Genomic DNA, 25,042 nt, shown 5'->3' on the forward strand with positions numbered 1-25,042 from the left:
GCACTCCTTCAGAAACGCAGACCAAACTTATAAGTATCAGTTTTTAATACCTGTAGTCTCTATTTTTGCCACTGTGTTACAAAAATGTTAATAGTCGTTGATGGCGGGTTTTATACAATATACAGTTTTTATTGACCTGAACGATAACCTAAAAAAAGCCCAGAAACGGAAATCACAGAGGAAGCCATGAAAGCATATCAGCACTTATTCAGAAGCACACTATTGGTGGCGTTCACCGCAGTAATGACGACTCACGCTGCCACCGCGAAACCATATCCTGCCGGAACTGAACTGGCCAAAACCCAGGAAATCGTGTTAAACAACGGAGCAGAAGTGACGTCTATCGATCCTGCCAAACAAGCTGCTGAGCCAGCATTCAATTTAGGCCGAGACCTATTTGAAGGACTAACAGTACAAGACAAACTTGGCCGGACAATCCCCGGTATCGCTAAAAGTTGGAAAGTGAACGACAACAACACGGTTTATACCTTTACTTTACGTCAATCACGTTGGTCGAACGGCGAACCACTCACCGCACACGATTTTGTCTATAGCTGGCAGCGCTTGATTAACCCTGAAACCGCTTCTCCATATGCCTGGTTTGCTGCTATTCCGGGAATTAAAAATTCCGCAAAAATCATGGCTGGGCAAGTCTCCGCAACGGAACTAGGAGTTAAAGCCATTGACGATTTAACATTTGAAGTCACGCTGGAAAAGCCCGTACCATTTTTTATCAAACTTCTTAGCCATCCAGTGCTCGCCCCCGTCCATCAAACCACAGTTGAGACATATGCGAGTCAATGGACTCAACCACAATACATTGTCACCAATGGCGCGTTTATCGTATCCGAATGGAAAGTTAATGAAAAAATGGTAATGATAAAAAATCCAAACTACTGGAATGCTGACAATGTCATCATAGAAAAAGTCACTTGGTTACCTATTGGTGACGCTAACGTATCGCTTAACCGCTACCTTGCTGGCGACATCGATCAGGCATTGTTCATTCCAGCAGCGCAGAAATCCAAACTTCTTAAACAACTTCCAGAGCAAGTCGCCAATACCAGCGCCTCACTTGGTTCAACATTCTATTACCTCAATACTGCCAAAGGACCGACTAAAGATGTTCGCGTTCGTAAGGCGCTGTCATATGCCATTGACCGTGATGTCCTTACTAAAGCCATTGTCAAAAATGGCGGTATTCCAATGTACACGTTAGTACCACCTCAAACCGATGGTTTTACCTCACACACGCCAGAATTCGCCACGTGGACACAACAGCAGCGTAACGCAACCGCACAGAAACTCCTCGCTGATGCAGGGTACAGCCGAAGTAACCCAATCAAGCTTACTTTTACCATTCCAACCTTTTCCAAAGACGTAAAGATGGCGACCGCTCTCGTCGGAATGTGGAAAAGTGTACTTGGCGCTCAAGTAGAGATCACTCAACTTGAACCTAAGGTGTTTTACGCACTAAAAGATCCAGGCAACATTAGTCGTGGCGGTTGGACAGCTGACTATAACGAGGCTTCGACTTGGTTGGACATTTTCGTCTCAACGGGTGAGTACAACGACTCGTTTTATAACAACCCTGAATACGATCGCTTAATGTCTGAGTCAAAAAGTCTAAGTGACCCTTCGCAAGAATATATCGCGGCTGAGCAGCTTCTTATTGAAGATATGGCGATTATTCCCGTATACCGAAACGGCAACGACCAGTACTTAATTAAGCCTCATATCGGTGGCTACGAACGCACTAACCCTGAATCTTCGTACTACCGTAAAAACGTCTACGTAAAAGCCCACTAAATAGCAAAGCGCTCTCCTTCCTAGAAATAACTAGGTAGGTTGAGCGCGCATAGGAAGCAGTTGATGCGGTTTGTATCACTAAAAATAGATACAAAACATCATTTATATAGGGAACATTTCATGTTGTTGTATATTTTGCGCCGCTTACTCATCGCGGTACCTACACTACTGTTTATTGCTCTGGTTTCATTTTGGTTGATGCACATCGCGCCGGGTGGGCCTTTCGACATGGAAAGACCCATGCCTGAAGTTGTTCGAGCTAATATCGAAGCTAAGTTTCATCTTAATGAACCATTTCTCATCCAATTTTTTATCTATATCTCAAATTTTTTCCGCGGTGATTTAGGCCCAAGTTTTGTCTATCAAGACTTCAGTGTCACCCAGCTGGTCGCACAATCTTGGCCTGTTTCTGCAGTGCTAGGCGTCATTTCATTTTGTATTGCTGTTCCAACAGGAATGGTACTGGGTACTATTGCGGCTTTAAAAAGAAACAGTAAACTCGACTATCTACTGATGGCACTTTCCATGACGGGCGTAGTAATTCCTGCGTTCGTTTTGGCCCCCGTTCTTGTGACTATTTTTTCAATCCATTTTGGCCTTCTGCCTGCAGGAGGCTGGGAAGGTGGATCGTTGCGTTTTCTCGTTTTGCCAGTATTGAGCTTGGCGATTGGATCGATAGCGAGCATCGCTCGTGTCATGCGCGGCGCCATGATTGAAACCCTCAATCAGCCGTATATTAGAACGGCAAAGTCGAAGGGACTATCAACAACGTACATCCTTTTTCATCATGCGTTACGCCCATCACTGATCCCAATCATCGCGATACTAGGACCAAGTTTTGTCGCCGTCGTTACGGGGTCGGTGATCATTGATATTTTCTTTAGCACAGGTGGCATGGGGCAACACTTCGTCTCTGGCGCTCTAAACCGTGATTACGGATTGGTGATGGGAATTACCCTAATCGTTGCGTCACTCACCATCTTTTTCAATCTCGTGGTCGATTTACTGTACACCATTATCGATCCTCGTATTCGTGTATAAGGATATGGCGATATGTTAACTAAAAAAATTAACGCTCAAGACTTCACTGATTCTATGACAGATCACATCGAAGCAGTCGAAGGACGTAGCTTATGGCAAGACGCTTGGGCACGATTCAAACAAAACCGCGCGGCGATGACTTCAGTCTATGTGCTTATGTTTATCATTTTGTGTATCACATTTGGACCGAATCTGGCCGCATTCAGTCATGATGAGATTGATTGGAATGTCGTAATGGATCCTTACGAACTTGGTAAACCATCAATTAGTTCAGGTCATTATTTCGGTACAGATGATCTCGGCCAAGATATTTTTGCACGCACGATGCAAGGCGGTCGATTATCGATCATGGTCGGTTTTATGGGGGCACTTGTGGCCGTTGTGATTGGTACGATTTGGGGAAGTTTGTCAGGGTACCTCGGTGGAATGATCGATAGTGTGATGATGCGAATCATCGAAGTTCTCGACTCGGTTCCATTTATGTTCATGGTGATCTTATTTGTCACCCTGTTTGGTAACAATATTTACCTCATTTTTGTTGTGATAGGCATGGTGTCGTGGTTGGGGATCGCTCGCGTCGTCAGAGGAGTGACATTCAGTATTAAAAAACGTGAATTTATCGAAGCCGCCCACTCTATTGGCGTATCTCGTGTGACTATCGTGCGCCGACATGTGTTACCGAATGTTCTTGGCATCGTGATGGTTTACGCTTCTTTGATGGTACCTGGCTTTATTATGTTTGAATCATTTCTAAGCTTTTTAGGCCTTGGCGTTCAACCACCCGATACCAGCTGGGGAATCCTTATTTCTGAAGGCGCTAAAACCATTGACATTGCACTTTGGCAGTTGTTGTTCCCATCGGCTTTTTTAGTCTCCACTCTATTTTGTTTTAACTTCATCGGTGACGGGTTACGTGATGCCCTTGACCCAAAAGATCGCTAAGGAGCAGTAATGAGTATTCTATCGATCGAAAACATGAATGTTCGTTTCAATACCGCCGACGGCGTTGTACAAGCCGTCACGGATCTTTCTTATACCATCGAAAAGGGTGAAACGCTTGGTCTTGTTGGTGAGTCTGGATCAGGAAAAAGCCAGTCTGTTTTTGCCTTAATGGGATTGACCGCTGATAACGGAATAGTCTCGGGCACCGCTAACTTTAAAGGTGAGAACCTACTCACCATGTCAAAAAAGCAGCTCAATCATATTCGAGCTGAAAAAATTGGCATGATTTTCCAAGATCCAATGACGTCACTTAACCCTTTTATGAAGATAGGAAAGCAACTATCCGAAGTTTTAATGATCCACAAAAGTATGAGTCGGGCTGAAGCCGATATACAGGCCATTCAAATGCTAGATGCGGTGCGAATTCCTTCTGCAACTCCTCGTATGAACCAATATCCACATCAATTATCTGGTGGGATGCGCCAGCGAGTCATGATTGCGATGGCATTGCTATGTAGGCCAGAACTTCTCATTGCTGATGAGCCAACCACCGCTTTGGATGTAACTGTACAAGCTCAAATTCTTGCCCTACTGCGTGAGTTACAGGCGGAATTTAATACCGCAATCTTACTGATCACCCACGATATGGGTGTCGTAGCCGAAAGTTGTGACCGAGTATTAGTGATGTATGGCGGCAAAAAAATGGAACAAGCTGATACTGATAGCCTATTTGCTCACCCCGCACATCCATACACTCGTGGGTTATTACAAGCTATTCCATCCATCACCAAAGACATGGACAGGCTTCCCACCATTCCGGGTAATCCGCCAAGTGCATTAGTCAATAGAAAAGGCTGTCCTTTCCGTGAACGCTGCAGTGAATACCGCACAGAATGCAGCGCTGTTATGCCACCTTTCAAATCAATTTCCAATACCCAAGCCCTTGCCTGCCACATCAATCAGGCAGACACCGTTACCCCAATCAATCGCATCGCATAGGAGTTGGAAATGAATACTCAGCTAAAACGTCATTCACAGTCAAACACTCCTGAAGTTTTACTTTCAGCACAAGATTTAAAAGTACACTTTGCAATCAACAAACACATAGTGCCAAGTAAACGTAAGATCGTAAAAGCCGTTGATGGTATCGATTTGAATATATATAGAGGCGAAACATTGGGCATTGTAGGGGAATCCGGCTGTGGTAAATCTACGCTTGCCCGTGCCTTATTACGTCTGATTGAACCGACCGAAGGTAGCTTAGTTTGGCGTGGTCAAGACATGCGTGCATTTAACAAGCGTGAGTTAGCAAGCCGACGTCGAGAATTTCAAATGATCTTCCAAGATCCATCCGCTAGCTTAAACCCTCGTTTGACGATTTCAGAATGTATTGCCGAGCCTTTGCGAACTCATGAGGCTCAATTAAGCCGTAAAGAAATCGAGCAACGCGTCATCAAAATGATGGATAAAGTCGGATTACTGGCTAGTCAGCGTAACCGATACCCACACGAATTTTCAGGAGGGCAATGTCAACGTGTCGGCATAGCTCGCGCGTTAATTTTAAAGCCAGACCTAGTCGTGTGCGATGAGCCTGTCAGTGCCTTAGATGTCTCTATTCAAGCTCAGGTTATCAACCTTCTTGATGACCTAAAACAAGAAATGGCACTAACCTTAGTGATGATAGCTCATGACCTTAGTGTGGTTCGTCATATCAGCGACCGAGTGATGGTGATGTATTTGGGTAAACCGATGGAGCTTGGCATTTATAACCAAGTGTTTGATAACGCACAGCACCCATACACTCAAGCATTGCTGTCTGCCGTGCCAATCGCAAACCCAACCCTAGCTCGAAAGCGAGAAATTCAATTATTGCCAGGAGATCTGCCTTCACCCCTCAATCCACCAAGTGGCTGTGTCTTTCGAACTCGCTGCCCAAAATCAAGCGATCTATGTGCTAATCAGCCACCTACTCGAAGTGGCAACCTCAAACATCAAATATTCTGCTCTCATAACCAATTAGGAAACCTTTAAATGACCAATAATTCAATCGCTGAACGTTTATCGGCATTACGAGAAGGCATGGCCAATCAAAAGATCGATGCTTATATCGTCACAAATTACGACCCTCACACTAGCGAGTATTCCGCTTCTCACTGGCTCGCTCGAGAATGGATTTCTGGTTTCACAGGTTCAGTTGGCACTGCCGTCATCATATCTAATGGTGGTGGACTATGGACTGATGGCCGCTACTTCATTCAGGCCGAGGAGCAGTTGCAAGGATCAGGGCTTGATTTGTTTAAGGCTAAATTGGTAGAAACCCCCACCATTCCACAATGGTTAGCAGACACTTTACCAAATCAAGCTCGCGTTGGAGTTGATGGCCGTAGTATTAGTCAAGAATTCTATCTGGAACTTAAGCAGGCTTTTTTAACGAAAGGGATTGAAATAGTATTAGAACACGACCTAATTTCGCCAATTTGGCACAATCGCCCACCACGTCCTAACGCTAAAGTATTTAACCATAGCTCTCAATATGCAGGTGTCAATACTAGCGATAAAATACAAAAACTACGCAAGTACTTATCTGAACAACACGCTCAAGCATTACTTATCTCAACGCTTGACGACGTTATGTGGACATTAAACATTCGTGGTGGTGACACAGATTACAGTCCTGTAAGTGAAGCGTACTTGTTAATTAGCCAAGAGCATTGTCGCCTATTTATTAACACCCACAAAATCAACACCGAGGTGTCTGATGAGCTGTTAAAAAATGGTGTCCATCTTCATCAGTATGAACACGTTCACGAAGCTCTGAACTTAATAGAAAACCACAGTAAAGTTATTTACAACGCCAAAAATACTGACAGCTTGCTGGTCAATGGGATTAAAAAAGAAATATCCCTTATGAATCTACCTTGTATTGTGACTCAACTAAAAGCAGTTAAAAATCCCATCGAACTTAGGAATATGAAAGAAACACTACGTTATGATGGCATTGCAATGGTGAAATTTATGTATTGGCTACAACAACAGGTACCAGGTGGGAAAGTCACTGAACTTTCAGCTGAACAATGTTTGATGGCATTTCGGAAACAACAACCAGGATACATTAGTGATAGTTTCCGAACCATTGCAGGGTTTGGTAAACATGGCGCTAAAATGCACTACGCAGCTAATAAAAATAGCAATTCTCAAATCAATGAAAGTGAATTTTTCTTAGTCGATTCTGGGGGCCAGTTTTTAAGCGGGACAACCGACATCACGCGCACTTTCCACTTCGGGAGTCCAAGTGATACAGAGCGCCGAGATTATACATTAGTGCTCAAAGCAGTGATAAGACTCACTCAAACTCGCTTCTTAAAAGGCGCTACTGGTTCGAATCTCGATATCATGGCGCGTGGTGTCTTGTGGCAAAATGGTATTGATTACAAATGTGGCACAGGACATGGTGTTGGAATGTGCTTAAACGTTCATGAAGGCCCACAAAATTTCTCACAAAACCCGGCAGAAGTGGCACTTGTTCCCGGAATGGTCATTACCAATGAGCCCGGTGTTTATCGTGAAGGTAAGTATGGAATCCGCATCGAAAATATGATGCAAGTTGTTGAGATTGAAAAAAACGAATTTGGTACCTTCTATGGTTTTGAAACCATAACTTTAGCGCCTATTGCGACAAACATGCTCAAGGTCGATATGCTATCGAACGAAGAAATCGATTGGTTAAACGATTACCATCAACAGTGTATGTATCTCTTAACAGAAGGCTTAAATCCCGAAGAAAAAGCATGGCTCCAACAAGCGACTCAACCTATTTCGCAATAATCTCTCTATCATTGTGTTTGATCCATTTGCCAGCGCTTGCGCTGGCTTTTTTATGCGCTAGATTCGAGTAAAGACACTGAACCAACCACTTGATTGCGTCCGGTGCGTTTAGCTTGATACAAAGATTGATCGGCCGCGTTGAAAAGAGCATCAAAATTAAAGTCGCGTTGATTGACCTCAATCACCGAATAACCGACCGAGACCGTCAGCGCACGATGAATTTCGCTCTGTTCATGCAAAATATTTTCTTGTTCGATGCTAAAGCGGATACTCTCGGAAAGTTCAGCAACATTTGGCGCTTCTTGCGCCACGACCAGCAAAGCAAACTCTTCACCGCCAATTCGACAAAACACTTCTTGTTCACCATTGGCATGACGCTCCAACACACTGCCAACTCGCATCAGGGCAATATCACCTTGCAAGTGACCATAGTGATTGTTGTACAAACCGAAGAAATCAATATCGACCAAGATCAATCCATAGCATCGAATTGCTGGCTGTTGATCGTCACAAAAATCTTCTAACAACGACTCAAGCATGCGGCGATTGCCTAAGCGAGTTAATGGATCAAGTTTAGACAGGGTTTCAAGTTGCTCATTGGCCTTTTGTAACTCTCGGGTGCGCGCTTTAACCTCTTGCTCTAGGTTTTCGTTCAGTTCGTGAATCGCTTCTTGGGCGCGCGTTCGCAGTAAAACTTCGGTCAAATTGGAGGCAAACATGCGAATCATTTCTCGAAGCTGATGGGTCAACGGAGTTCGCTTGAGTAAGTTATCGGCCGCGATAAACGCAATCGGCTCATCACTATTGTTGACCAACATCGTCATTGCTGTCCAACCAAAGCCAACAATATGGAAATCATGATAGATGGGAACAGACTCTTCAAATACCACATCATTGGGACTGATGCGCGCGGCATTGACAATCGAGCGGTCAACCGTATCAGAGCGGTAATAAGATTCATCAACCACATTACCTTGTATGTCGGTGCCCCAAGTACCTTGCATATGAGAACACTCTTTATCGGTTAAAAAAACCGCAAAGCGATCGATGCCCAAGCGATTGATTGCAAACGTCACCGCAGATTTACACACTTCACTGACCGTCATACAACGTGACAACTCGACCATGCTGGTGTGGAGCATACGTACGTTTTGCTCTTGACGTTTACGGATGTAGATTTGCGCGAGCAAGGATCCAAATGACTCAAGCATCTGCTTTTGATAGGTAGTAATCGGCGTGCGATGGATATAGTTATCCATCGCAATCCAGCCAATTACTTCATCACCATCACGTAAAATAAGCATTGCATTCCAACCTTGGCCAACGACGTTGCCTGCCGTATAGAGCGGCGCATCTTCAAGCACAACTAAGCTTTCTTTACCTTCAAAAAGCGCGTTAATGTAGCCCTCTTCTAATTGGTGTAAATCAAATTGGGTGTGATGTTCACTGACGGTCTGACCTTGTTCATTGGTGCCATAAGTACCGTTAAAGCAGCGTTTTTTGATATCAAGCAACATAAAGGAGGCGCGATCAAAACCTAATTTATCGCGAATCACTTCAATTGAGAGACGAAATAGTTGATCGAGATTAGCAGGATTGGAGATCTCGACCGCGACCTCTTGCACTAACTTCATATTGTCAATAAACAGCTCGCGCTGCTTAATCACATCAAGATATTTCGCTTCTTTAATATCACGCTGTTTAAACTCTTTCGCAGCCTCTATTTCAGCGCGCACGCACTGCCAGCGCGCGGCGATAATCTGCAGCGTATCAAGCTGATGATTATGATTGAGTTTATCTAGTTCAGCGGCGTTGAGGCTCTCGACCACCAGATAAATGCGCTTTTCTGGATGATTGTCGAGCATAAACACATAACTGTGCGCGCCCATCACAGTGCGATAACGCCATTGGCAGGTATTCATCGCGAGTGGAATCAGGCCATCAGAGGTATCAAACTGTGAGACCCAAGCCCAAAAGGTGTCTGGATAATGTTCAAGTTGAGCAGGTTGACCGTAGCTAAAAAGAAACGGCGCCACTGGATCCGATTTAGGTTCTGAAAAAATCGCCATATGTTTAGGCTTTAATGCATCGTCAAGATACTGAAATAACGCATTGGCCAAGAAACGTTGGTTTCTGGCTGACAAAATATCCTTGAGTAACATCCGTGAAAACATACCGCGCAACTAAACCTAAGTACTATGACATGACTAAAAATATCAGCTCAAGGTATGCAATCAAATGTATTTATCAGCAGCTGTTAAGTGACTCGCATTTCACTTTTTGCAACTTGTCGGGATATGATAGAAGCAACAATTTGCATAATTGTATGGTGATACTTGACCGACCAATATGCCGCGATATTTATCGTTTTAGTGATGATCGATTAGAATAAAACCATAACCTTGCAAAGGAACAAGTTGTGCGTAAATGGCTGCCAATATCCGCTTTAGCCCTGAGCGTTTGTGCTCAGGCCCAAGTTGATTTGATTAAAGTGGATAAATCAAAGCGTCGGATGTATCTGATTGAAAATCATCAGGTGATCAAAGAGTATCGTATTGCCCTTGGTAAACAACCCAAAGGACACAAAATACGTGAAGGCGACCAGCGCACACCAGAAGGCCGTTACACTTTAGACTTTGTTCTCGAAGACTCCGACTTCTATCGCTCGATTCATATCAACTACCCCAACCAAGCCGATATCGATTATGCCATGCGGCTCAACCTCAACCCTGGTGGCGATATCAAAATTCATGGGCTGAAAAATGGTGAAGTTCGCCCAGCCAACTTTGTACAAAGCTTTGATTGGACGGATGGCTGCATCGCCATTACCAATCAACAGATGGATGAACTGTTAACGTTGGTGACGATGGGCACACCGATCGATATTGAATGGTAACTTGATACTGAGTAGAAGATTGATACTGAGTAGAAAAAGGACATCAAGGCCAACGACTTAGGCCCTTTCTCGGGTTACCCACCAGCACATTAATGATCCCACCGTGACCATGACAACGCCTTCAATAAAGCTCTGAGTCAATACCAAGCCAAGGATAAATGAGGAAATCACCGTAGAAAGCACAGGGGTAAAGTATGACAACGTCGCCAACAGCAGCATGTTGCCACCAATAATGGCGTAGTTCCACAATGCATAGCCACTGCCCATCGCAATACCAGAAATCAGCAGTAACGTGCCCGACTCTAGGTTAAGCGTCATGCCTGTTTCGCCACTTAACGCATACTTTATCCATAGCGTAATCGCCGTCATGATGAAGAACAGCGTGATCGCATTTTGTCCATTCGAGATGCGTTTGGTTAAATTACAGTAGATCGCCCACAAAAACGCCCCGACAAACGCCATCGCATAAGTCACGGGGTTCGTCGCCACATTGGCAGCAATTTGAGCCAGCGTCAGACCTTGCTCGCCAGTGATGCTCCATGCCACACCAAAAAACGCTAACGCGATACTTGGGTAAACCAACACGCTGTTTTTTTTGCCACTGCTTAATACCGCAAGCAGCACGGTCAGCGCCGGCCATAGGTAATTGATCACCAGCATCTCTACCGCTTGTTGACGTGAGTTGGCCATGGCTAACGCCAGCGCAAGACAGATCTCATAGGCGACGAACAGGCCGCCGCCAATCAATACATAGCGTAGTGAGTAGAGACGCCATTTAGGCACGCCCATTACTAGCACAAGAAACACAGATGCGACGGTATAAATTGATGCTGCGCCGCCAACTGGGCCAAGCATTTCGGTGACGGCTCGCGCGAATCCCATCACGCTACTCCAGAGTAAGATCGCCGCGATGCCAGCAAGGGTAAACTTATGTGAGCTTTTGAACATTATTATCGCCCAATAAAAAAGCCGGACGCAGCGCCCGGCTCCAATGATACGTGATTAACTTAAATAATTTCCCAACTGTGCGTCATCTCAACGCCTTTGCCGAGCATTAAACACACCGAGCAGTATTTTTCTAAGGAATCTGCAGCCACTTGAGCAACTACCTCAGGTGATAAATTGTCACCTGTCACTTCAAAATGAATATTCACTAACGTAAAAATACGTGGCGCGGTTTCGCGGCGCTCGGTGGTCAGCTTAGCAACACAGCCAGTGACGACTTGTCCTGCTTCTTTCAAGCCATCAACCACATCCACCGAACTGCAACCACCTGCCGCCATCAGCACCATCTCCATTGGGCTTGGCGCCGTGGCACCCCCATTGCCGTCCATAACGACTGAATGGCCCGATTGTGATTGCCCTAAAAATTTAAATTCTTCGACCCATTTGACTTCAGCTTGCATCTTTTCTCTCTCGTTATTTTGATTGCGGTGTATCGGTTGGGAATACCACCCCAGTTTGACGACGAATCTCTTCTAGTAACTTAGCCACGATTAGCGAGCGCTGAGTACAACTGTCGTTCATCGCTTTATTTTGATGTTGAACGGCAAATTCCAACGCCTCATAGTACATTGGATTTGACTCTTGTTTGACGCTCAGATCAATGCCTATATTGCTGCCACGGGTGTATTTGGTGATCGATTTCGCGATTGAGATCATCTCAATCAACAATGCGCCATCTTCGCCTTGGATCTCACTCGGCAAATATGAATCGCTGGTTTTCGAATGTTGCAGAACCACTTCAAAACCGTCGTAATTCAATATCACACTACCGCTACCATCGACACCAGAATCAAGTAACTGCGCTTGTGCCTGAACCGATGTCGGTTCACCGAATATCTCCACCGCCGAGCTTAAACAGTAAAAGCCGATGTCCATAATTGAACCATTGGCAAAATCGGGGTTAAAGGTATTCGGGTTTTCTCCGGCCAAATATTTCCCGTAACGTGATGAATATTGGCAATAGCTGATCAACGCTTTACGCACTTTACCAATAGAGTTTAACGACTGCTTGAGACGTTTAAAGTTCGGCAAATGTGGCGACATAAACGCTTCAAATAACAGTACGTTATTTTCACGCGCGACCTCAAACATCTGCTGCGCCAGTTGATAATTGGCCGCCATTGGTTTTTCAACAATAACATGTTTGCCCGCGCGCATCATTTGCATCGCTTGCGGCGCGTGCAGTACGTTAGGACTAGCGATGTAGACGGTATCGACCCTGTCAGAGTCGGCTAATGCCTGCACATCATCAAACAAGGTTGGTGAGTCATACTTACTGGCAAACTCTTGCGCACTCTCAAGACGACGCGAGTAAACTCCGGTCAGTTGGTATTTACCCGACTTAAGCGCCGCTTGAACAAATTGATCGGTAATCCAATTGGTACCGATAACCGCCAGTTTTATCATTCTATTTTCTCCCTAGCTCATCACGATTGAGGTGATGAGTCTGACCGTTACTACACCGTCCAGACGACTCGCACAGCGAGCAAAATCAGGACGACACCAGATAAACGATCGATGATTAGCGCTTTAGAGCGAATTTTATCAATTAATCTTGGACTGGAAAGCAAAAAAGTAATTAAGGTGTACCACAAGCCATCAACCACGAAGGGAGTGACAACAATTAGCCCTTTTGCCGCGATGCTATCCCCAACCGCGACAAATTGACTGAACAGCGCGATAAAGAACAGCGCAATTTTCGGACTGAGCAGAGAAATCAAAAAACCTTCGCGAGCAGATTGCCACACCGTGGTTTTTCGACCAGACTCTAATCGTTCTGCCACCCCACCTTTAGAACGCAACGCATTGTAACCGAGGTACGCAAGATACGCGGCACCAGCATAACTGATGGTTTTAAACAGCAGTGGCGACTGTTGCAACACAACCGCCAAACCAATTAAGGTGACAAACGCATAGATGCCGATGCCAAAAGCGTGAGCCCACGCGGTCGCCAGCCCGTTAAGACGACCACCCGCGAGGCTGTGCTTGGCGATCATCGCCAGGCTTGGCCCCGGAGACATGGCGCCCAACAAGCAGATAGTAAACAGTGAAAACCAGATAGTGAGAGTCATGCGATCAATCCTTTAAATCATGATGCTTAATGTGTAAGTCAGTGACTTCAACATAATCCACTAGCAAAATGATTTGAAATCAAAGTTACTCATTTGAGTAATGATTTTAAATCATACCAATTGAATAAGGTGAGGTGCGCATTGCAGCCAATACCTTGTCACGCATCCAATGGTGCGCTTTATCTTGATCGTATTTAGGGTGCCACATCAACCAGTAACAGTGTGGCTCGCTAGCAAAAGGCAACTCTCGATAGGTGAGTGGGTAATTTCTCGCCAGATTACGGGCAATATGCTCGGGGACTATCATTAGATAATCACTACTGATCAAAGCATTAACCGCAGCAGAGAAAAACGGTACTTTAAGTGCTATGCGGCGCTGATAGCCCGCATGTTTTAACCCCATGTCGGCGTTGCTGTCTTTATCGCCGCCACCCGTCACTTTAAGGTGAGAAAATGCCGTCAAACGTCGGCAACTCAGAGCTTCATCACTATCAAGTGGATGCCCTGCACGCATCAAACAAACCGAGCTGTCTTGACCAATTTGGACACTACTCAACGACTCTGGAGGCTGCGCGAGCATGGTTGACGCAAGGTGAATACCCGTTTGTTCAAACGAAGCAAGAAAGTCTGGCTGCCAAAGCCGATAAGCAATATTCACTTGCGGCGCTTGCTCAACCATAACCGCAACCAGATCTGGCAGGATATATTGCGCAACATAGTCACTCGATGAAATAACATACTCTTGCTGCCATAACGCCGGTTCAAATGAGGTGTCGGCGAGAAGCTGCTCAAATTGTTCTAGCAGCACACGCAGTTTGTGCTGCATTTCCAGCGCTCGCGGGGTTGGAACCAACTGGTTACCACTGCGGACTAACAGAGGGTCTGCGCATAATTCACGTAACTGCGCAAGCTGACGACTCACCGCTGACTGAGTTAAATTGAGCCGTTGCGCCGCATGGCTTACATGGCACTCTTCTAACAACACATGCAGTGAACGCAGTAAATTGAGATTAATATTATTGAGCATGATTTAAGGTATTAAAGAATTCCGTCAAGACCGTGTGGGTCATTAAATGGCGCAGTTCAGGGATTTGTTGTAACTCATCACGAATCGCATTCAAACGCGCCATGCTTGCGACTTCGACGTATAGCATCATATCGGTTTCGCCACTGATGGCATGACACCACTTCACGCCATCAATTTGGTAGATGCGTCCTGCATAAGTCTCACAGTAATGCGTCGAACTCGACATATCAAATTTTAATGCCAAGTAGGCTTTGATCGGGTCTTTAGCACTTTGCTGAGCAATATCAGCGTGATAGCCCAAAATTACTTTTTCATGTTCAAGCTTTTGAATGCGAGCCGTCACTGCGCTGCGCGACAAACTTACCTGACGCGCAATCTCGCTCACACTCGCTCGTGCGTTGAACGTTAACAGTTTGATTATCTGTTGGTCGAACTTGTCCATTTTTGCTTCCTGTTGCCAACTTATCCTGTTGGTTCAATGCAATGTGACACAAAAATGCGGCGCTGGAAAGTCGCCACAATAGCGCGACATTGCCTGTAAACCGACAATTTGACGCGCATCTGTGACGAAATGACTACTGCATCCACCCGCGGCTTGGGATAAGCTATCCGAAAAATAGCATAAGGTGCAGGGAGCGCATCATGAGTGAGTTAAAACAAGACATCACCTTACTATCTGGGATTGGTCAGTTATCGACGACCCTACTTGGGACAGGTCTGTTTATGGTGCCCGCGATAGTGGCGGGCATTGCTGGTCGCTTCTCGCTGTGGGCGTGGTTGGTACTCTTCATTGCGATCTGCCCAATTGCGCTTACTTTTGCCCAACTTGGTAAACGCTACCCAAGCGCTGGTGGCACGGCTTTTTTTGTTCGTAAAGCCTTTAACGCACGCTTAGAAAAAAGTGTCGCATGGCTGTTTTTAAGCGTTATCCCAGTCGGCGTTCCGGCTGCTATCGCGCTCGCGGCTGGTTTCTTGCAGCAACTGTTACCAGCGAGTCTAAACTCGTCTTTATTTGCTCAGATAGTAACGGTTGCGCTACTGGTGGCCGTCAACCTCGCTGGGGCGAAATCTTCAGGTCAGTTGCAAACCGTTGTCGCGTTAGCGATTTTCGCCTTAATTGCCGCATTTTGGTGGCGCGGTGACGTTAGCCAAGCAGACTTGGCGTTGCCGGCGCTTACCTCTGACGGTATCTGGTCAATAGGATTAGCGCTCGGTGTCATGTTTTGGTGTTTTGTCGGCATCGAAGCCTTTGCTCATATGGGCGAAGAGTTTAAGAATCCCCAGCGAGATTTTCCCATTGCGATTATTATTGGTTGCTTCATTGCGGGCGCAACCTACTGGGTTTGCTCAGTCATCATCCTAAAAATGGGCGCTTATGGCAGTGCTGCTTTCGACAGTACCTCAATCCCTTGGATCTCTGAGCAGCTGTTTGGCGCTCAGTTTAAAGCACTGATCAGCGTGATTGGGTTTGCTGCCTGCTTTGCCAGCGTCAACCTCTACACTCAAAGCCTGTCACGGATGCTGTGGGCTCAAGCGCGCGACTACAAACCAAGCGGTGGTTTGGCACGATTATCAATACGTGGTGTCCCGGCTAACGCCACACTCACCGTTGGCGCGGTAGTGGCACTGTCTTGTGTCGCGGGAGAATTATCAGGATTGGATCTTGAGTTCTTCCTTAAATTGGCCAACGGCATATTCGTGCTAGTCTACCTATTGGCAATGCTCGCGGCGTATAAACTGTTGAGCGGATTTAGCCGTAAACTCGCTGGCGTATCATTAGTGCTATGCAGCGCGGTATTCTTATGCCTTGGTTGGTCAATGCTATACGCAGTCATCGTCTTCAGCCTGCTCAACCTGCCTTGGGAAAGATGGCGGACGGCCAAGCAGAGCTAAACAGCGATACTGACGACCTTGTCACCACAAATCGTAACAATGGTCTGCGCATCAATCTTTCGCCACTCACCTCCGGGCTCTAATGGCTCAGACGCAAGCACGATGTCTGAGCCACGTTGTTTGATAAACACGGTTGGCGCATCACCACTAGAGCTGTAACGAATCACCCAGAACTGTGTTCCATCTGAGATACAGATTGACGCTTTGAGCGGATCCTCAATAGCTTGAGTTTGCATCAACTGTACAATGTCTCGCAAGGTGGTTTGTATCGCCTTGATCGGATTGTCACGTAAGCCATTTTGTAACATCAACATAAAAATCAATTCACTGTCTGTGGTGCCTTTACGTTGCAAAAATTGCACTTCGCATAATTGACGCTCAAGCAGGTAGCGTAGCTGATCAAAACCACCGATTTGACCGTTGTGAAGAAACATCCAGTTATCGATAATAAATGGGTGGCAGTTTGAGCGCGAGACTTGGGTGCCCGTTGATGAGCGCACATGCACCATAAAACGGTGTGAACAAATATGGTGAGTCAGAGAGCGCAGATTCTCATCCCCCCAAGCAGGCAACACGTCATGAAACTGCCCGGGTGTTGTACGTTCGGTATACCAACCGAGGCCAAAACCATCCGCGTTGACCCGAGTAACGGCTTTGCGCGCATCAAGACTTTGGTGCACCAGCGAGTGCTCTGGCTCATAGACTAATTGGTCGAGATAAATCGGGCTGCCTTGATAGGCCAACCAACGGCACATAGCGCTTCCTTGAGTGTTTACATATTTATTAATAACAGCATGATTTAAAGCTTTCAGCAAGCAAACGTGGCGATGCTTTAATCAACAACCTAACACCGAGGCGCTAACGCCTATCTGGCTGTAGCGCCGTCATGATGACGCTTTTTTATTCTTGGTTTGATATCAAGCCGATGGCTTTTCCGTATACTAAGTCAGTGAATAGGGAGAATATCTATGTCAACCAAAGAGCGCAGCTTACCCACACACAGACTGTCGAGATTGGGCAAATTTGCCTCACTCGCCACCCGTGTCGCAGGCAATGTGATCAGCGAAGGAAGCAAACAACTGGCACAAGGCAAGCGGCCCATAGCGCGCGATCTTTTACTTACGCCACAAAACATTGCGCGCTTAACCGATCAACTGGCCCATTTGCGTGGAGCGGCAATGAAGCTCGGCCAGATGTTATCGATGGATGCTGGTGACATTCTCGATCCCGAACTGGCTCAGATTCTAGCGCGACTTCGCTCAAGCGCAGACCCAATGCCCGCCAAGCAACTCAACAAAGTGATGGAAAACGCCCTAGGCCTCGATTGGAAAAGCGAGTTTGTCGCGTTTAATTTCAAGCCTGTGGCCAGCGCCTCAATCGGTCAAGTACATCAAGCGTACAGTGACGATGGGCAAAAACTGGCGGTTAAGGTGCAGTACCCGGGAATTAAGAAAAGCATTGATAGTGATGTCGATAATGTTGGGACACTACTCAAAATCGTCGGTTTGATTCCGGAGTCAGTCGACTATAAAAGTCTACTCGAAGAAGCCAAAAAGCAATTGCATGATGAAGCAGATTATCAACGCGAGGCCAACTATATGGCGCGCTACCATCAGGCTTTAGCCGATCACCCGCACTTTGTCGTTCCTAAGCTGCACCCTCAAAGCTCAGCAGAGTCGATATTAGCGATGAGCTTTATCGAAGGCACTAGCATCGAAAATATTCAACACAGTAGTCAAGAGACTCGTGATTTCGTTATGCATGCCCTACTGGAGCTGTTATTCAAAGAGCTGTTTGAATTTAAGATGGTCCAAACTGATCCTAACTTTGCCAATTATCTCTACCTTGAATCCAGTCATCAAATTGGACTACTCGACTTCGGCGCGACCCGTGAGTACAGCGAGCGTTTTAGTTCAGGCTATCAAGCGGCGTTTAGAAGTGTAATTCATCATGACGAGCAAGGTTTAAACCACGCATTAGAACAAATAGGCTTCTTCAGCCAAACGATTTTGCCCCATCAGCGGCAAGCGGTGTTGAACTTAGTCCACATGGCCTGTGAGCCTATGCTGGTAGACAAGCAATACGACTTTAAAGCCAGTGGACTGGCTCAGAGACTGCGTGAGGCAGGCACCATATTGAGTATGGAACAGGATTACTGGCATACACCACCAGCTGACGCGCTGTTCTTGCACCGTAAGATCGCAGGGATGTACCTACTTGCCGCACGAATCGGTGCAAAAGTAAACATTCGCCGTCTAGTCATGCCATATCTTGAAAGTGAGCAGCGATAGAGTATTGTTTTTCTGCTACTTTAGAGTAACTTGAACGGTAATCTATAAAAATATTCCTACATCGAGGTACTCTGTGAGTCAGTTTCAGGATCTCTCAACACTCATTGGACAGATTAGCAAGGCAGACGAAGATCAACATGCCACGATTCTAAACGACGCTATCGAGCAAGGCTTAGATCCTGGCTCGGTATCCTTGGTGCTCGAAGCCTTCCCAATTGAAGAACGTGTCAAACTTTGGCGCAGCCTTCCCCTCGAACTGCACATTGAAGTTCTGACTGAAGCGCGTGCTGAAGTACGTCACTCGATTATTGACCAACTGTCAGAAACCGAACTAAAACTGACGTTGGCAAAGCTCGACAATTTATCGCTCATTGAATGGGCCGACTCGTTACCTGAAGAGATCATCAACGAAGCGCTCCATCTAGTCGAAAAAGATGAACTCGAGCTGTATGACCAGGCAAATCAATATGAGGATGATCAACTCGGTCGCTGGGCTGAGAGAAAAGTGGTCACCCTACCATTTAGTATTTCGGTTGAGAAAGCCAACATCCTTATGGAGCGTTACAGTTATGATGCTCCACAGCAGATTTATTTGATCAATAAACAGAAGCAGTTTCGCGGCGTTGTTAGCTACATCGATTTGCTAAGAGCTGCGCCCAATGAACGTTTACGTAATCTGGCCATCGACAATGTGCTGACCTTAGATGCCAAATTAACTCTTGCCGAAAGTATCGAACCCCTTGAACACTCGTCACTTGCTGCGATTCCCGTGGTGGATGAAGACCAAACTTTGATCGGAGAAGTTGATTGGCAATTTGCCTTAAGTACTCAACGCGAAATCTACGAAGCCCGACTCATGGCCGGGACCGGTATGGACGAAGGGGATGACCTATTCGCGCCGGTGATGAAGAGTTCACAAAAACGTGGCGTTTGGCTCGGTATCAACTTGATGACCGCAATTTTAGCGTCAGTCACCATTGGATTGTTTGAAGATGTGATTGCCCAAGTCGTCGCGCTGGCGGTTCTGATGCCGATTGTTGCATCGATGGGCGGCATTGCAGGTAGCCAAACACTGACCCTAATGATACGCGCTATGGCGCTCAACCAGATCACCACAGGCAACCGTTGGGCGCTGTTGAAAAACGAAATCGGCATCGGCTCAATTAACGGTTTACTGTGGGCGTTGATCATTGGTGGTTTAGCGGGCTTATGGTTTCAATCCGCCGTTCTGGGCGCAACCATTGCTCTCGCCATTATTGTCAACATTGTTACAGCGGCTTTATTTGGCGTGTTGATCCCTATAGCACTTGATAAACTTAAACTCGATCCCGCGTTAGCAGGGTCGGTTATCTTAACCACGGTCACCGATGTGGTTGGTTTTTTTGCCTTCTTGGGTACCGCAAGCTTGGTCATGATATAGACCGAATAACGACAAATTCATCATTAGCATTTTTGCTAGCTTTTGCATTTTGCAATTCCAATATGCAACCAAGGCAATTAATTAGAGCTAAAAAAGGCGACATTCTACGCAATACAGCGCTATAAAAGTTGGCACATATACTGCTATATATTAGATGACCCTTAATAAGCCGAGGGTCACCTAGCCAACTGACGTTGTTAGTGAACTCTGTTTTGTTCACACCTATATCGGCCAATCTCACTCCTTGAGGTTGGTTTTTTTTTGCCGTTATTTTGCTGTTAACAGAACAGATAGAAAAAAGTAGCAGATAGCCAAAAGGCACACTGACGCTGATATCGCCTCTATTAACCATACATTTCACGCAAAAGAAAACCCCACTAAGCTCTCGCCTAGTGGGGTCTATTCTTACTCGCAGCAATCCGGCTACTAAATAGGTGCTCCCTGCATCTATTCCTTGATAGTACGCTGAATCCTTCAGCACTTTCCTTATCATCGCCTTCCTAGCGGTGTCCTTGGCAATCCAGCCTGTTAGCGTTCCTCACTAACTCGCATCACTTAATCCTTAAGCGGTGTCCCTGATTCTATCATCCTGATAGAGGTTGCCTTAGTCCGTTAAGTGTCCATTGCCTTTCCTTGTGTAACCATCCTAGTTACTAGCGTCCAGCCAATGTCCTTCGCTTTCCATGCCAATTATTCATCCTGAATAATCGAATCTTCGTCCTGAAGATGACCTATCCGTGGGTCTTTCCTGTTCCGTGTCTGCTCCTTGCTGACCACTTAAGATTATTCGATTGAGTCACTTTCACAATCATATTTTCAAGAAAATACTTTATGAAAACTGTGTAATAAACACTCAAACCAATATAAATCATATAGTTATGATTTATATCTGGCTATTTTCTTGGCCTGTTTTCTAACATCGCTCACGACTTTGTAAGAGATCTCTCACAAGCTTTGAGGGTAATATCCCAAATCCGGTCATTTTTCGTTCAACGCAAATTGTGATCAGGGACACTGGACATCGCAAGTCGGTCAATTGCCGTTGCGCAATATGCGAGTTTTTCTGGACTATCGATTCATAAATTAGGATATTATGAGCGCATCCACATCACACGGCTTATTACCCTACCTCGTAAAGGAAGATTGAATGATTTCTAAATGGGCGCAACGCTTTTACCAAATGGCAGAACTTGTTGGCTCTTGGAGTAAAGATCCCTCCACTCAAGTTGGCGCTGTCATTACTAAGCAAAACCGCATTGTCTCTGTCGGCTTTAACGGCTATCCCCACGGCATTTCAGATAGCGCAATGACTGACGATCGCGAAATGAAATACCTAAAAACCCTTCATGCTGAAGAGAACGCCATTCTCTTTGCAAAAAGGGACTTAGATGGTTGCGAGATTTGGGTGACTCACTTTCCCTGCCCAAACTGCGCAGCAAAAATTATTCAAACCGGTATATCAGCAGTGCACTGCCCTGAACAAACACCGGATTTTTTGTCTCGCTGGGGAGATAAAATCAAAGTTAGCCAAGAAATGTTCCTTCAAGCCGGGGTAAAAGTAAACTGGCTGCCTCTCGCCGATATTAGTTAACACCAGCGAGTGCGTCACTGCCGCTGCGCGCCAAAAGACACCCGTTGTTGCGCAGCGCTGCTTGATACGCCTAATCACTCTTTTCATAGCCATTGTGCCACCATATCCCTCTACTTGGGCGCATCGCTTGCGCCATTGACAAGTTTTTGCGTTACTAATCGGCAAAACTGACCATTAAAGACAGAGATTTTTGTCTACTATCAACGTCATATGGCCTTTCAACTGCCTCTTTCACTATTGTTCTAAAGTCGAACTCAATATTGCGCTTTCTTGTTCACTAATTGAGTAGAACAAGTGATCCACATCGCTTTGCGATCTTTAAACGTGGCAAACTGTTACATAATTAATGTGCTTCAAGTATTTTTAGTCGAAAATTAAGTCCTCTAATCAAAAAATGTCAATAGTATAAATAGACGTAACTTTTCAGTATCAATCGCCACTATTAACCCATTTAACAGCAGAAGATAAGAACATTAATTTTTCTAGCAGAATAAGATGTTAGGCATTACAATCCTGCCGCATAAAAACTACAAAATTAACACAAGATTTTATTCCCTCTACCAGCACCCCTACAAATGCAAAGTAGAGTCAGTCCCCCAAAACGCGAAAGGTCTAACATACAATGAGCCCAGAGAAACATCTCCTAGATTGGCAAACCAGCCAAACGATTGCGGAAACTATCTCTCCACTTCTTAGCCAGCTTTATCGTCATAAGGGCGTTGAAGTTCTACTTTTTGGTAAAACTCTCGTTAACGCTGCGACAATTGACATCATTAAAACGCATCGCTTAGCCCGCCGCTATACTGGCACCGCGCTAACGCCTCAGCAAACCCTGCCTTTGATTAAAGCCCTAACCGAAATGGAGCTCTCTCCATGTCGTATTGATGTTGGCCAACTCGCACATCAATTTTGGCAAGGCCGCGATGACGAACACGGCGTAAAAGACTTTTTGCACAGCGCTTTAATCGGAGCAATGAACGGCGAAACCGTCACTGAGCCTCGTGATGTCGTGCTATACGGCTTCGGTCGCATTGGCCGCCTGCTGACTCGTTTATTGGTTGAAAAGTCAGGCCCGGGTTACCCGCTGCGTTTACGTGCAGTTGTAGTTCGAGGCGGAAAAAAAGGCGATTTAGAAAAACGTGCTAGCCTACTTCGTCGTGACTCGGTTCACGGACAATTTAACGGCAGTATTGTGGTAGATGAAGAGCGTAAAGCCATCATCGCCAACGGTAACTACATTCAGTTTATCTACGCCAACAAACCTGAAGAAGTGAATTACACTCACTTTGGTATCAACAATGCACTTGTGGTTGATAACACCGGTGTATGGCGCGATGCAGAGGGCCTAAGCCAGCATTTATTGTGTCAAGGCGCGAAGAAAGTGCTACTCACCGCTCCTGGCAAAGGCGACATCAAGAACGTGGTATTCGGCGTCAATGAGGCGGTTATTGAACCTCAAGATACCATTATCTCTGCGGCAAGCTGCACGACCAACGCGATTACCCCAATCCTTAAAGCGATTAACGATAAGTTTGGCGTACTGTCTGGCCACATTGAGACCGTGCACTCATTCACCAACGACCAAAACCTGATTGATAACTTCCACTCAGGTGAACGTCGTGGTCGTAGTGCATCGTTAAACATGGTGTTAACCGAGACTGGCGCAGCAAAAGCAGTCGCGAAAGCGCTGCCTGAACTTGCAGGTAAACTCACGGGTAACGCGATTCGAGTTCCAACGCCTAACGTTTCTATGGCCATTGCCAACCTCAACCTTGAGAAAGGCACTGATAAAGAAGCGCTTAATGCTTACCTCAGAGAAATGGCGCTAACGTCTGAGCTGTCTGCACAAATCGACTACACCGAATCGACAGAAGTGGTGTCAACCGACTTAGTCGGATCGCGCTTTGCTGGTGTGGTTGACGGCGCGGCGACCATCGCGCAAGACAACCGCTGCGTTTTATACATCTGGTACGATAATGAATTTGGCTATAGCTGTCAGGTGGTCCACTGTATGGAACAGATGATGGGTGTACGTTACAAAACTTACCCAACCAAATAGCGCTTAACAGTGTATAAAATATCGCTGCGCTAATCTTCGGCAGCAAGACTCCACAACATAATACTTATAATAATCCCCCGTATTGCCATCCTCATTTATGTGAGGATGGCCTTTTTGCTTCCTCGTTCATGTTTGATTCATTTTCATTTTGTTACTTTGTGCATAACGTAAGAGGTATTGATTATGAATAAAACTATTTCGACTATTCTGGCTCTGTTTGTTGGCGTTATCGCGCTTCTTTTCAGTCTGATGCTAGCGATTCCATTGACGATTGCCGCATTAATCACAGGCAAAAAAATTGAGAAGTCGCTCAAGATGCAACGCACTGCGTTTTCTCAGCAAAACGATGCCTCTGTATTGGAAGGGGAATATGAAGACGTATCTAAAAAATAAGCGCGAATCGATTTGCCATACGATCTCATTCGCTTGAGTGTAACGGCCAAAGCTTGACCACTCAGGCCTCATCATTTCTGCCCTTTTGCTATAACTAAAGCCATCGTTATCAATAGAGGTTGCGCCACAGTAAGTGGTTTGTTATTAAAGAGTGATAACAATAACAACTTAGGAATAACCGATGAGTACGGGTAAACGCGATATAACACTACGCTTTCTTGCCGAGCCGAGCGATGTCAATTTTGGTGGCAAAGTCCACGGCGGCGCCGTGATGAAGTGGATAGATTTGGCCGCTTACGCCAATGCCGCCGCTTGGAGTGGTAAATACTGTATTACAGCGTATGCTGGCGGAATTCGTTTTGTTGCACCAATTCATGTGGGTAACTTAGTCGAAGTCAGCGCCAAGGTCATTTATACCGGTCGAACTTCAATGCATATCGCGATTGACGTTCAGGCCAGTGATCCGACCAAGCTCAAAAATCGCCTCACGACTCACTGTATTGTCATCATGGTTGCGGTGGATGAACACGGCAAACCAACCGAGATCCCTGAGTGGACTCCTCAAACACCAGAAGATATTGCTCTGCGTGATTCCGCGATTCGTTTGATGAATATGCGCAAACAGATTGGTGAAGAGATGGAAGCCCACGTTAAGTACCTTAAATAACGACCTTGGTACCAAATCGGAGCTATACCGCTCCGATTTTAATCAAACCCAACCCAGTGTCATTTTTCCTTCATCTAGATTTGCTTAAATCCGCTCACACTCAAACGCGTC

The 25,042-nt window shown here is 45.8% G+C and carries 22 protein-coding genes; 14 read left to right on the forward strand and 8 right to left on the reverse strand.

Annotated features, from left to right (window positions below; translation table 11 throughout):
- Nucleotides 1-243 precede the first annotated feature (243 nt).
- The 6 genes from BS19_RS02655 to BS19_RS02680 all read left to right on the forward strand — a co-directional run bounded on the left by BS19_RS02655 (nt 244) and on the right by BS19_RS02680 (nt 7,617).
- Entirely contained in the window at nt 244-1,809 is a 1,566-nt protein-coding gene (locus BS19_RS02655) for a peptide ABC transporter substrate-binding protein (RefSeq protein ID WP_245609251.1), read from the forward strand.
- Between the two features lie 120 nt (nt 1,810-1,929).
- Entirely contained in the window at nt 1,930-2,850 is a 921-nt protein-coding gene (gene oppB / locus BS19_RS02660) for an oligopeptide ABC transporter permease OppB (protein ID WP_038173172.1), read from the forward strand.
- A 12-nt stretch (nt 2,851-2,862) separates the two neighbouring features.
- Nucleotides 2,863-3,792 carry an ABC transporter permease subunit gene (locus BS19_RS02665; RefSeq protein ID WP_038173173.1) on the forward strand — a complete coding sequence of 310 codons (930 nt, stop codon included), beginning with the start codon at nt 2,863-2,865 and terminating at the stop codon, nt 3,790-3,792.
- A gap of 9 nt (nt 3,793-3,801) precedes the next feature.
- On the forward strand, nt 3,802-4,791 hold the full coding sequence (locus BS19_RS02670; RefSeq protein ID WP_038173174.1) for an ABC transporter ATP-binding protein: 990 nt from the start codon (nt 3,802-3,804) through the stop codon (nt 4,789-4,791).
- A gap of 9 nt (nt 4,792-4,800) precedes the next feature.
- Nucleotides 4,801-5,823: an ABC transporter ATP-binding protein gene (locus BS19_RS02675; RefSeq protein WP_038173175.1), complete on the forward strand. Its 1,023-nt coding sequence runs from the start codon at nt 4,801-4,803 to the stop codon at nt 5,821-5,823.
- Entirely contained in the window at nt 5,824-7,617 is a 1,794-nt protein-coding gene (locus BS19_RS02680; protein WP_038173177.1) for an aminopeptidase P family protein, read from the forward strand.
- 50 nt (nt 7,618-7,667) lie between these two features.
- Here the strand turns inward: BS19_RS02680 and BS19_RS02685 are convergent, their stop codons facing one another.
- Complete coding sequence (locus BS19_RS02685; protein ID WP_038173179.1) at nt 7,668-9,791, reverse strand: sensor domain-containing diguanylate cyclase; 2,124 nt, start codon at nt 9,789-9,791, stop codon at nt 7,668-7,670.
- A 245-nt stretch (nt 9,792-10,036) separates the two neighbouring features.
- Here BS19_RS02685 and BS19_RS02690 point away from each other — a divergent pair, with 245 nt between their 5' ends.
- Nucleotides 10,037-10,513 carry a L,D-transpeptidase family protein gene (locus tag BS19_RS02690; RefSeq protein WP_051686477.1) on the forward strand — a complete coding sequence of 159 codons (477 nt, stop codon included), beginning with the start codon at nt 10,037-10,039 and terminating at the stop codon, nt 10,511-10,513.
- A 57-nt stretch (nt 10,514-10,570) separates the two neighbouring features.
- Here BS19_RS02690 and yddG read toward each other — a convergent pair whose 3' ends face one another.
- The 6 genes from yddG to BS19_RS02720 all read right to left on the reverse strand — a co-directional run bounded on the left by yddG (nt 10,571) and on the right by BS19_RS02720 (nt 15,059).
- On the reverse strand, nt 10,571-11,461 hold the full coding sequence (gene yddG / locus BS19_RS02695) for an aromatic amino acid DMT transporter YddG (protein ID WP_038173180.1): 891 nt from the start codon (nt 11,459-11,461) through the stop codon (nt 10,571-10,573).
- Nucleotides 11,462-11,520: 59 nt separating this feature from the next.
- Nucleotides 11,521-11,919: an OsmC family protein gene (locus BS19_RS02700; protein ID WP_038173181.1), complete on the reverse strand. Its 399-nt coding sequence runs from the start codon at nt 11,917-11,919 to the stop codon at nt 11,521-11,523.
- Between the two features lie 13 nt (nt 11,920-11,932).
- Nucleotides 11,933-12,925 (reverse strand): Gfo/Idh/MocA family protein, encoded by a 993-nt coding sequence (locus BS19_RS02705; protein WP_038173183.1) that lies wholly within the window; start codon nt 12,923-12,925, stop codon nt 11,933-11,935.
- A 50-nt stretch (nt 12,926-12,975) separates the two neighbouring features.
- On the reverse strand, nt 12,976-13,590 hold the full coding sequence (locus tag BS19_RS02710) for a LysE family translocator (RefSeq protein ID WP_038173184.1): 615 nt from the start codon (nt 13,588-13,590) through the stop codon (nt 12,976-12,978).
- A gap of 106 nt (nt 13,591-13,696) precedes the next feature.
- Nucleotides 13,697-14,617 carry a LysR family transcriptional regulator gene (locus BS19_RS02715; RefSeq protein ID WP_038173185.1) on the reverse strand — a complete coding sequence of 307 codons (921 nt, stop codon included), beginning with the start codon at nt 14,615-14,617 and terminating at the stop codon, nt 13,697-13,699.
- Nucleotides 14,607-15,059, reverse strand: coding sequence for an Lrp/AsnC family transcriptional regulator (locus tag BS19_RS02720; protein WP_038173186.1), 453 nt, complete (start codon nt 15,057-15,059; stop codon nt 14,607-14,609). Before BS19_RS02720 ends, BS19_RS02715 begins: the two co-directional genes overlap by 11 nt.
- A 200-nt stretch (nt 15,060-15,259) precedes the next feature.
- Between BS19_RS02720 and yjeH the strand changes: the two genes are divergently transcribed.
- A complete protein-coding gene (yjeH, locus tag BS19_RS02725; protein ID WP_038173187.1) occupies nt 15,260-16,510 on the forward strand; it encodes an L-methionine/branched-chain amino acid transporter in 1,251 nt (416 codons plus the stop codon).
- Here the strand turns inward: yjeH and BS19_RS02730 are convergent.
- Nucleotides 16,507-17,265, reverse strand: coding sequence for a class II glutamine amidotransferase (locus tag BS19_RS02730; RefSeq protein WP_038173188.1), 759 nt, complete (start codon nt 17,263-17,265; stop codon nt 16,507-16,509). The two genes, yjeH and BS19_RS02730, sit on opposite strands and share 4 nt — an antisense overlap.
- Nucleotides 17,266-17,478: 213 nt before the next feature.
- Between BS19_RS02730 and BS19_RS02735 the strand changes: the two genes are divergently transcribed.
- The 6 genes from BS19_RS02735 to BS19_RS02765 all read left to right on the forward strand — a co-directional run bounded on the left by BS19_RS02735 (nt 17,479) and on the right by BS19_RS02765 (nt 24,931).
- Nucleotides 17,479-18,801: an ABC1 kinase family protein gene (locus BS19_RS02735; protein WP_038173189.1), complete on the forward strand. Its 1,323-nt coding sequence runs from the start codon at nt 17,479-17,481 to the stop codon at nt 18,799-18,801.
- Nucleotides 18,802-18,874: 73 nt separating this feature from the next.
- Nucleotides 18,875-20,221: a magnesium transporter gene (locus BS19_RS02740; RefSeq protein WP_038173190.1), complete on the forward strand. Its 1,347-nt coding sequence runs from the start codon at nt 18,875-18,877 to the stop codon at nt 20,219-20,221.
- Nucleotides 20,222-21,368: 1,147 nt separating this feature from the next.
- A complete protein-coding gene (locus tag BS19_RS02750; protein ID WP_038173192.1) occupies nt 21,369-21,812 on the forward strand; it encodes a dCMP deaminase family protein in 444 nt (147 codons plus the stop codon).
- 622 nt (nt 21,813-22,434) lie between these two features.
- On the forward strand, nt 22,435-23,871 hold the full coding sequence (locus tag BS19_RS02755) for a glyceraldehyde-3-phosphate dehydrogenase (protein WP_038173193.1): 1,437 nt from the start codon (nt 22,435-22,437) through the stop codon (nt 23,869-23,871).
- Between the two features lie 183 nt (nt 23,872-24,054).
- Nucleotides 24,055-24,264: a hypothetical protein gene (locus tag BS19_RS02760; RefSeq protein ID WP_038173194.1), complete on the forward strand. Its 210-nt coding sequence runs from the start codon at nt 24,055-24,057 to the stop codon at nt 24,262-24,264.
- Between the two features lie 181 nt (nt 24,265-24,445).
- Nucleotides 24,446-24,931 carry an acyl-CoA thioesterase gene (locus BS19_RS02765; protein WP_038173196.1) on the forward strand — a complete coding sequence of 162 codons (486 nt, stop codon included), beginning with the start codon at nt 24,446-24,448 and terminating at the stop codon, nt 24,929-24,931.
- The last annotated feature ends 111 nt before the right edge of the window (nt 24,932-25,042 follow it).

This window comes from Vibrio pacinii DSM 19139 (assembly GCF_000711795.1).
In the GTDB taxonomy this organism is placed as follows: Bacteria; Pseudomonadota; Gammaproteobacteria; order Enterobacterales; family Vibrionaceae; genus Vibrio; species Vibrio pacinii.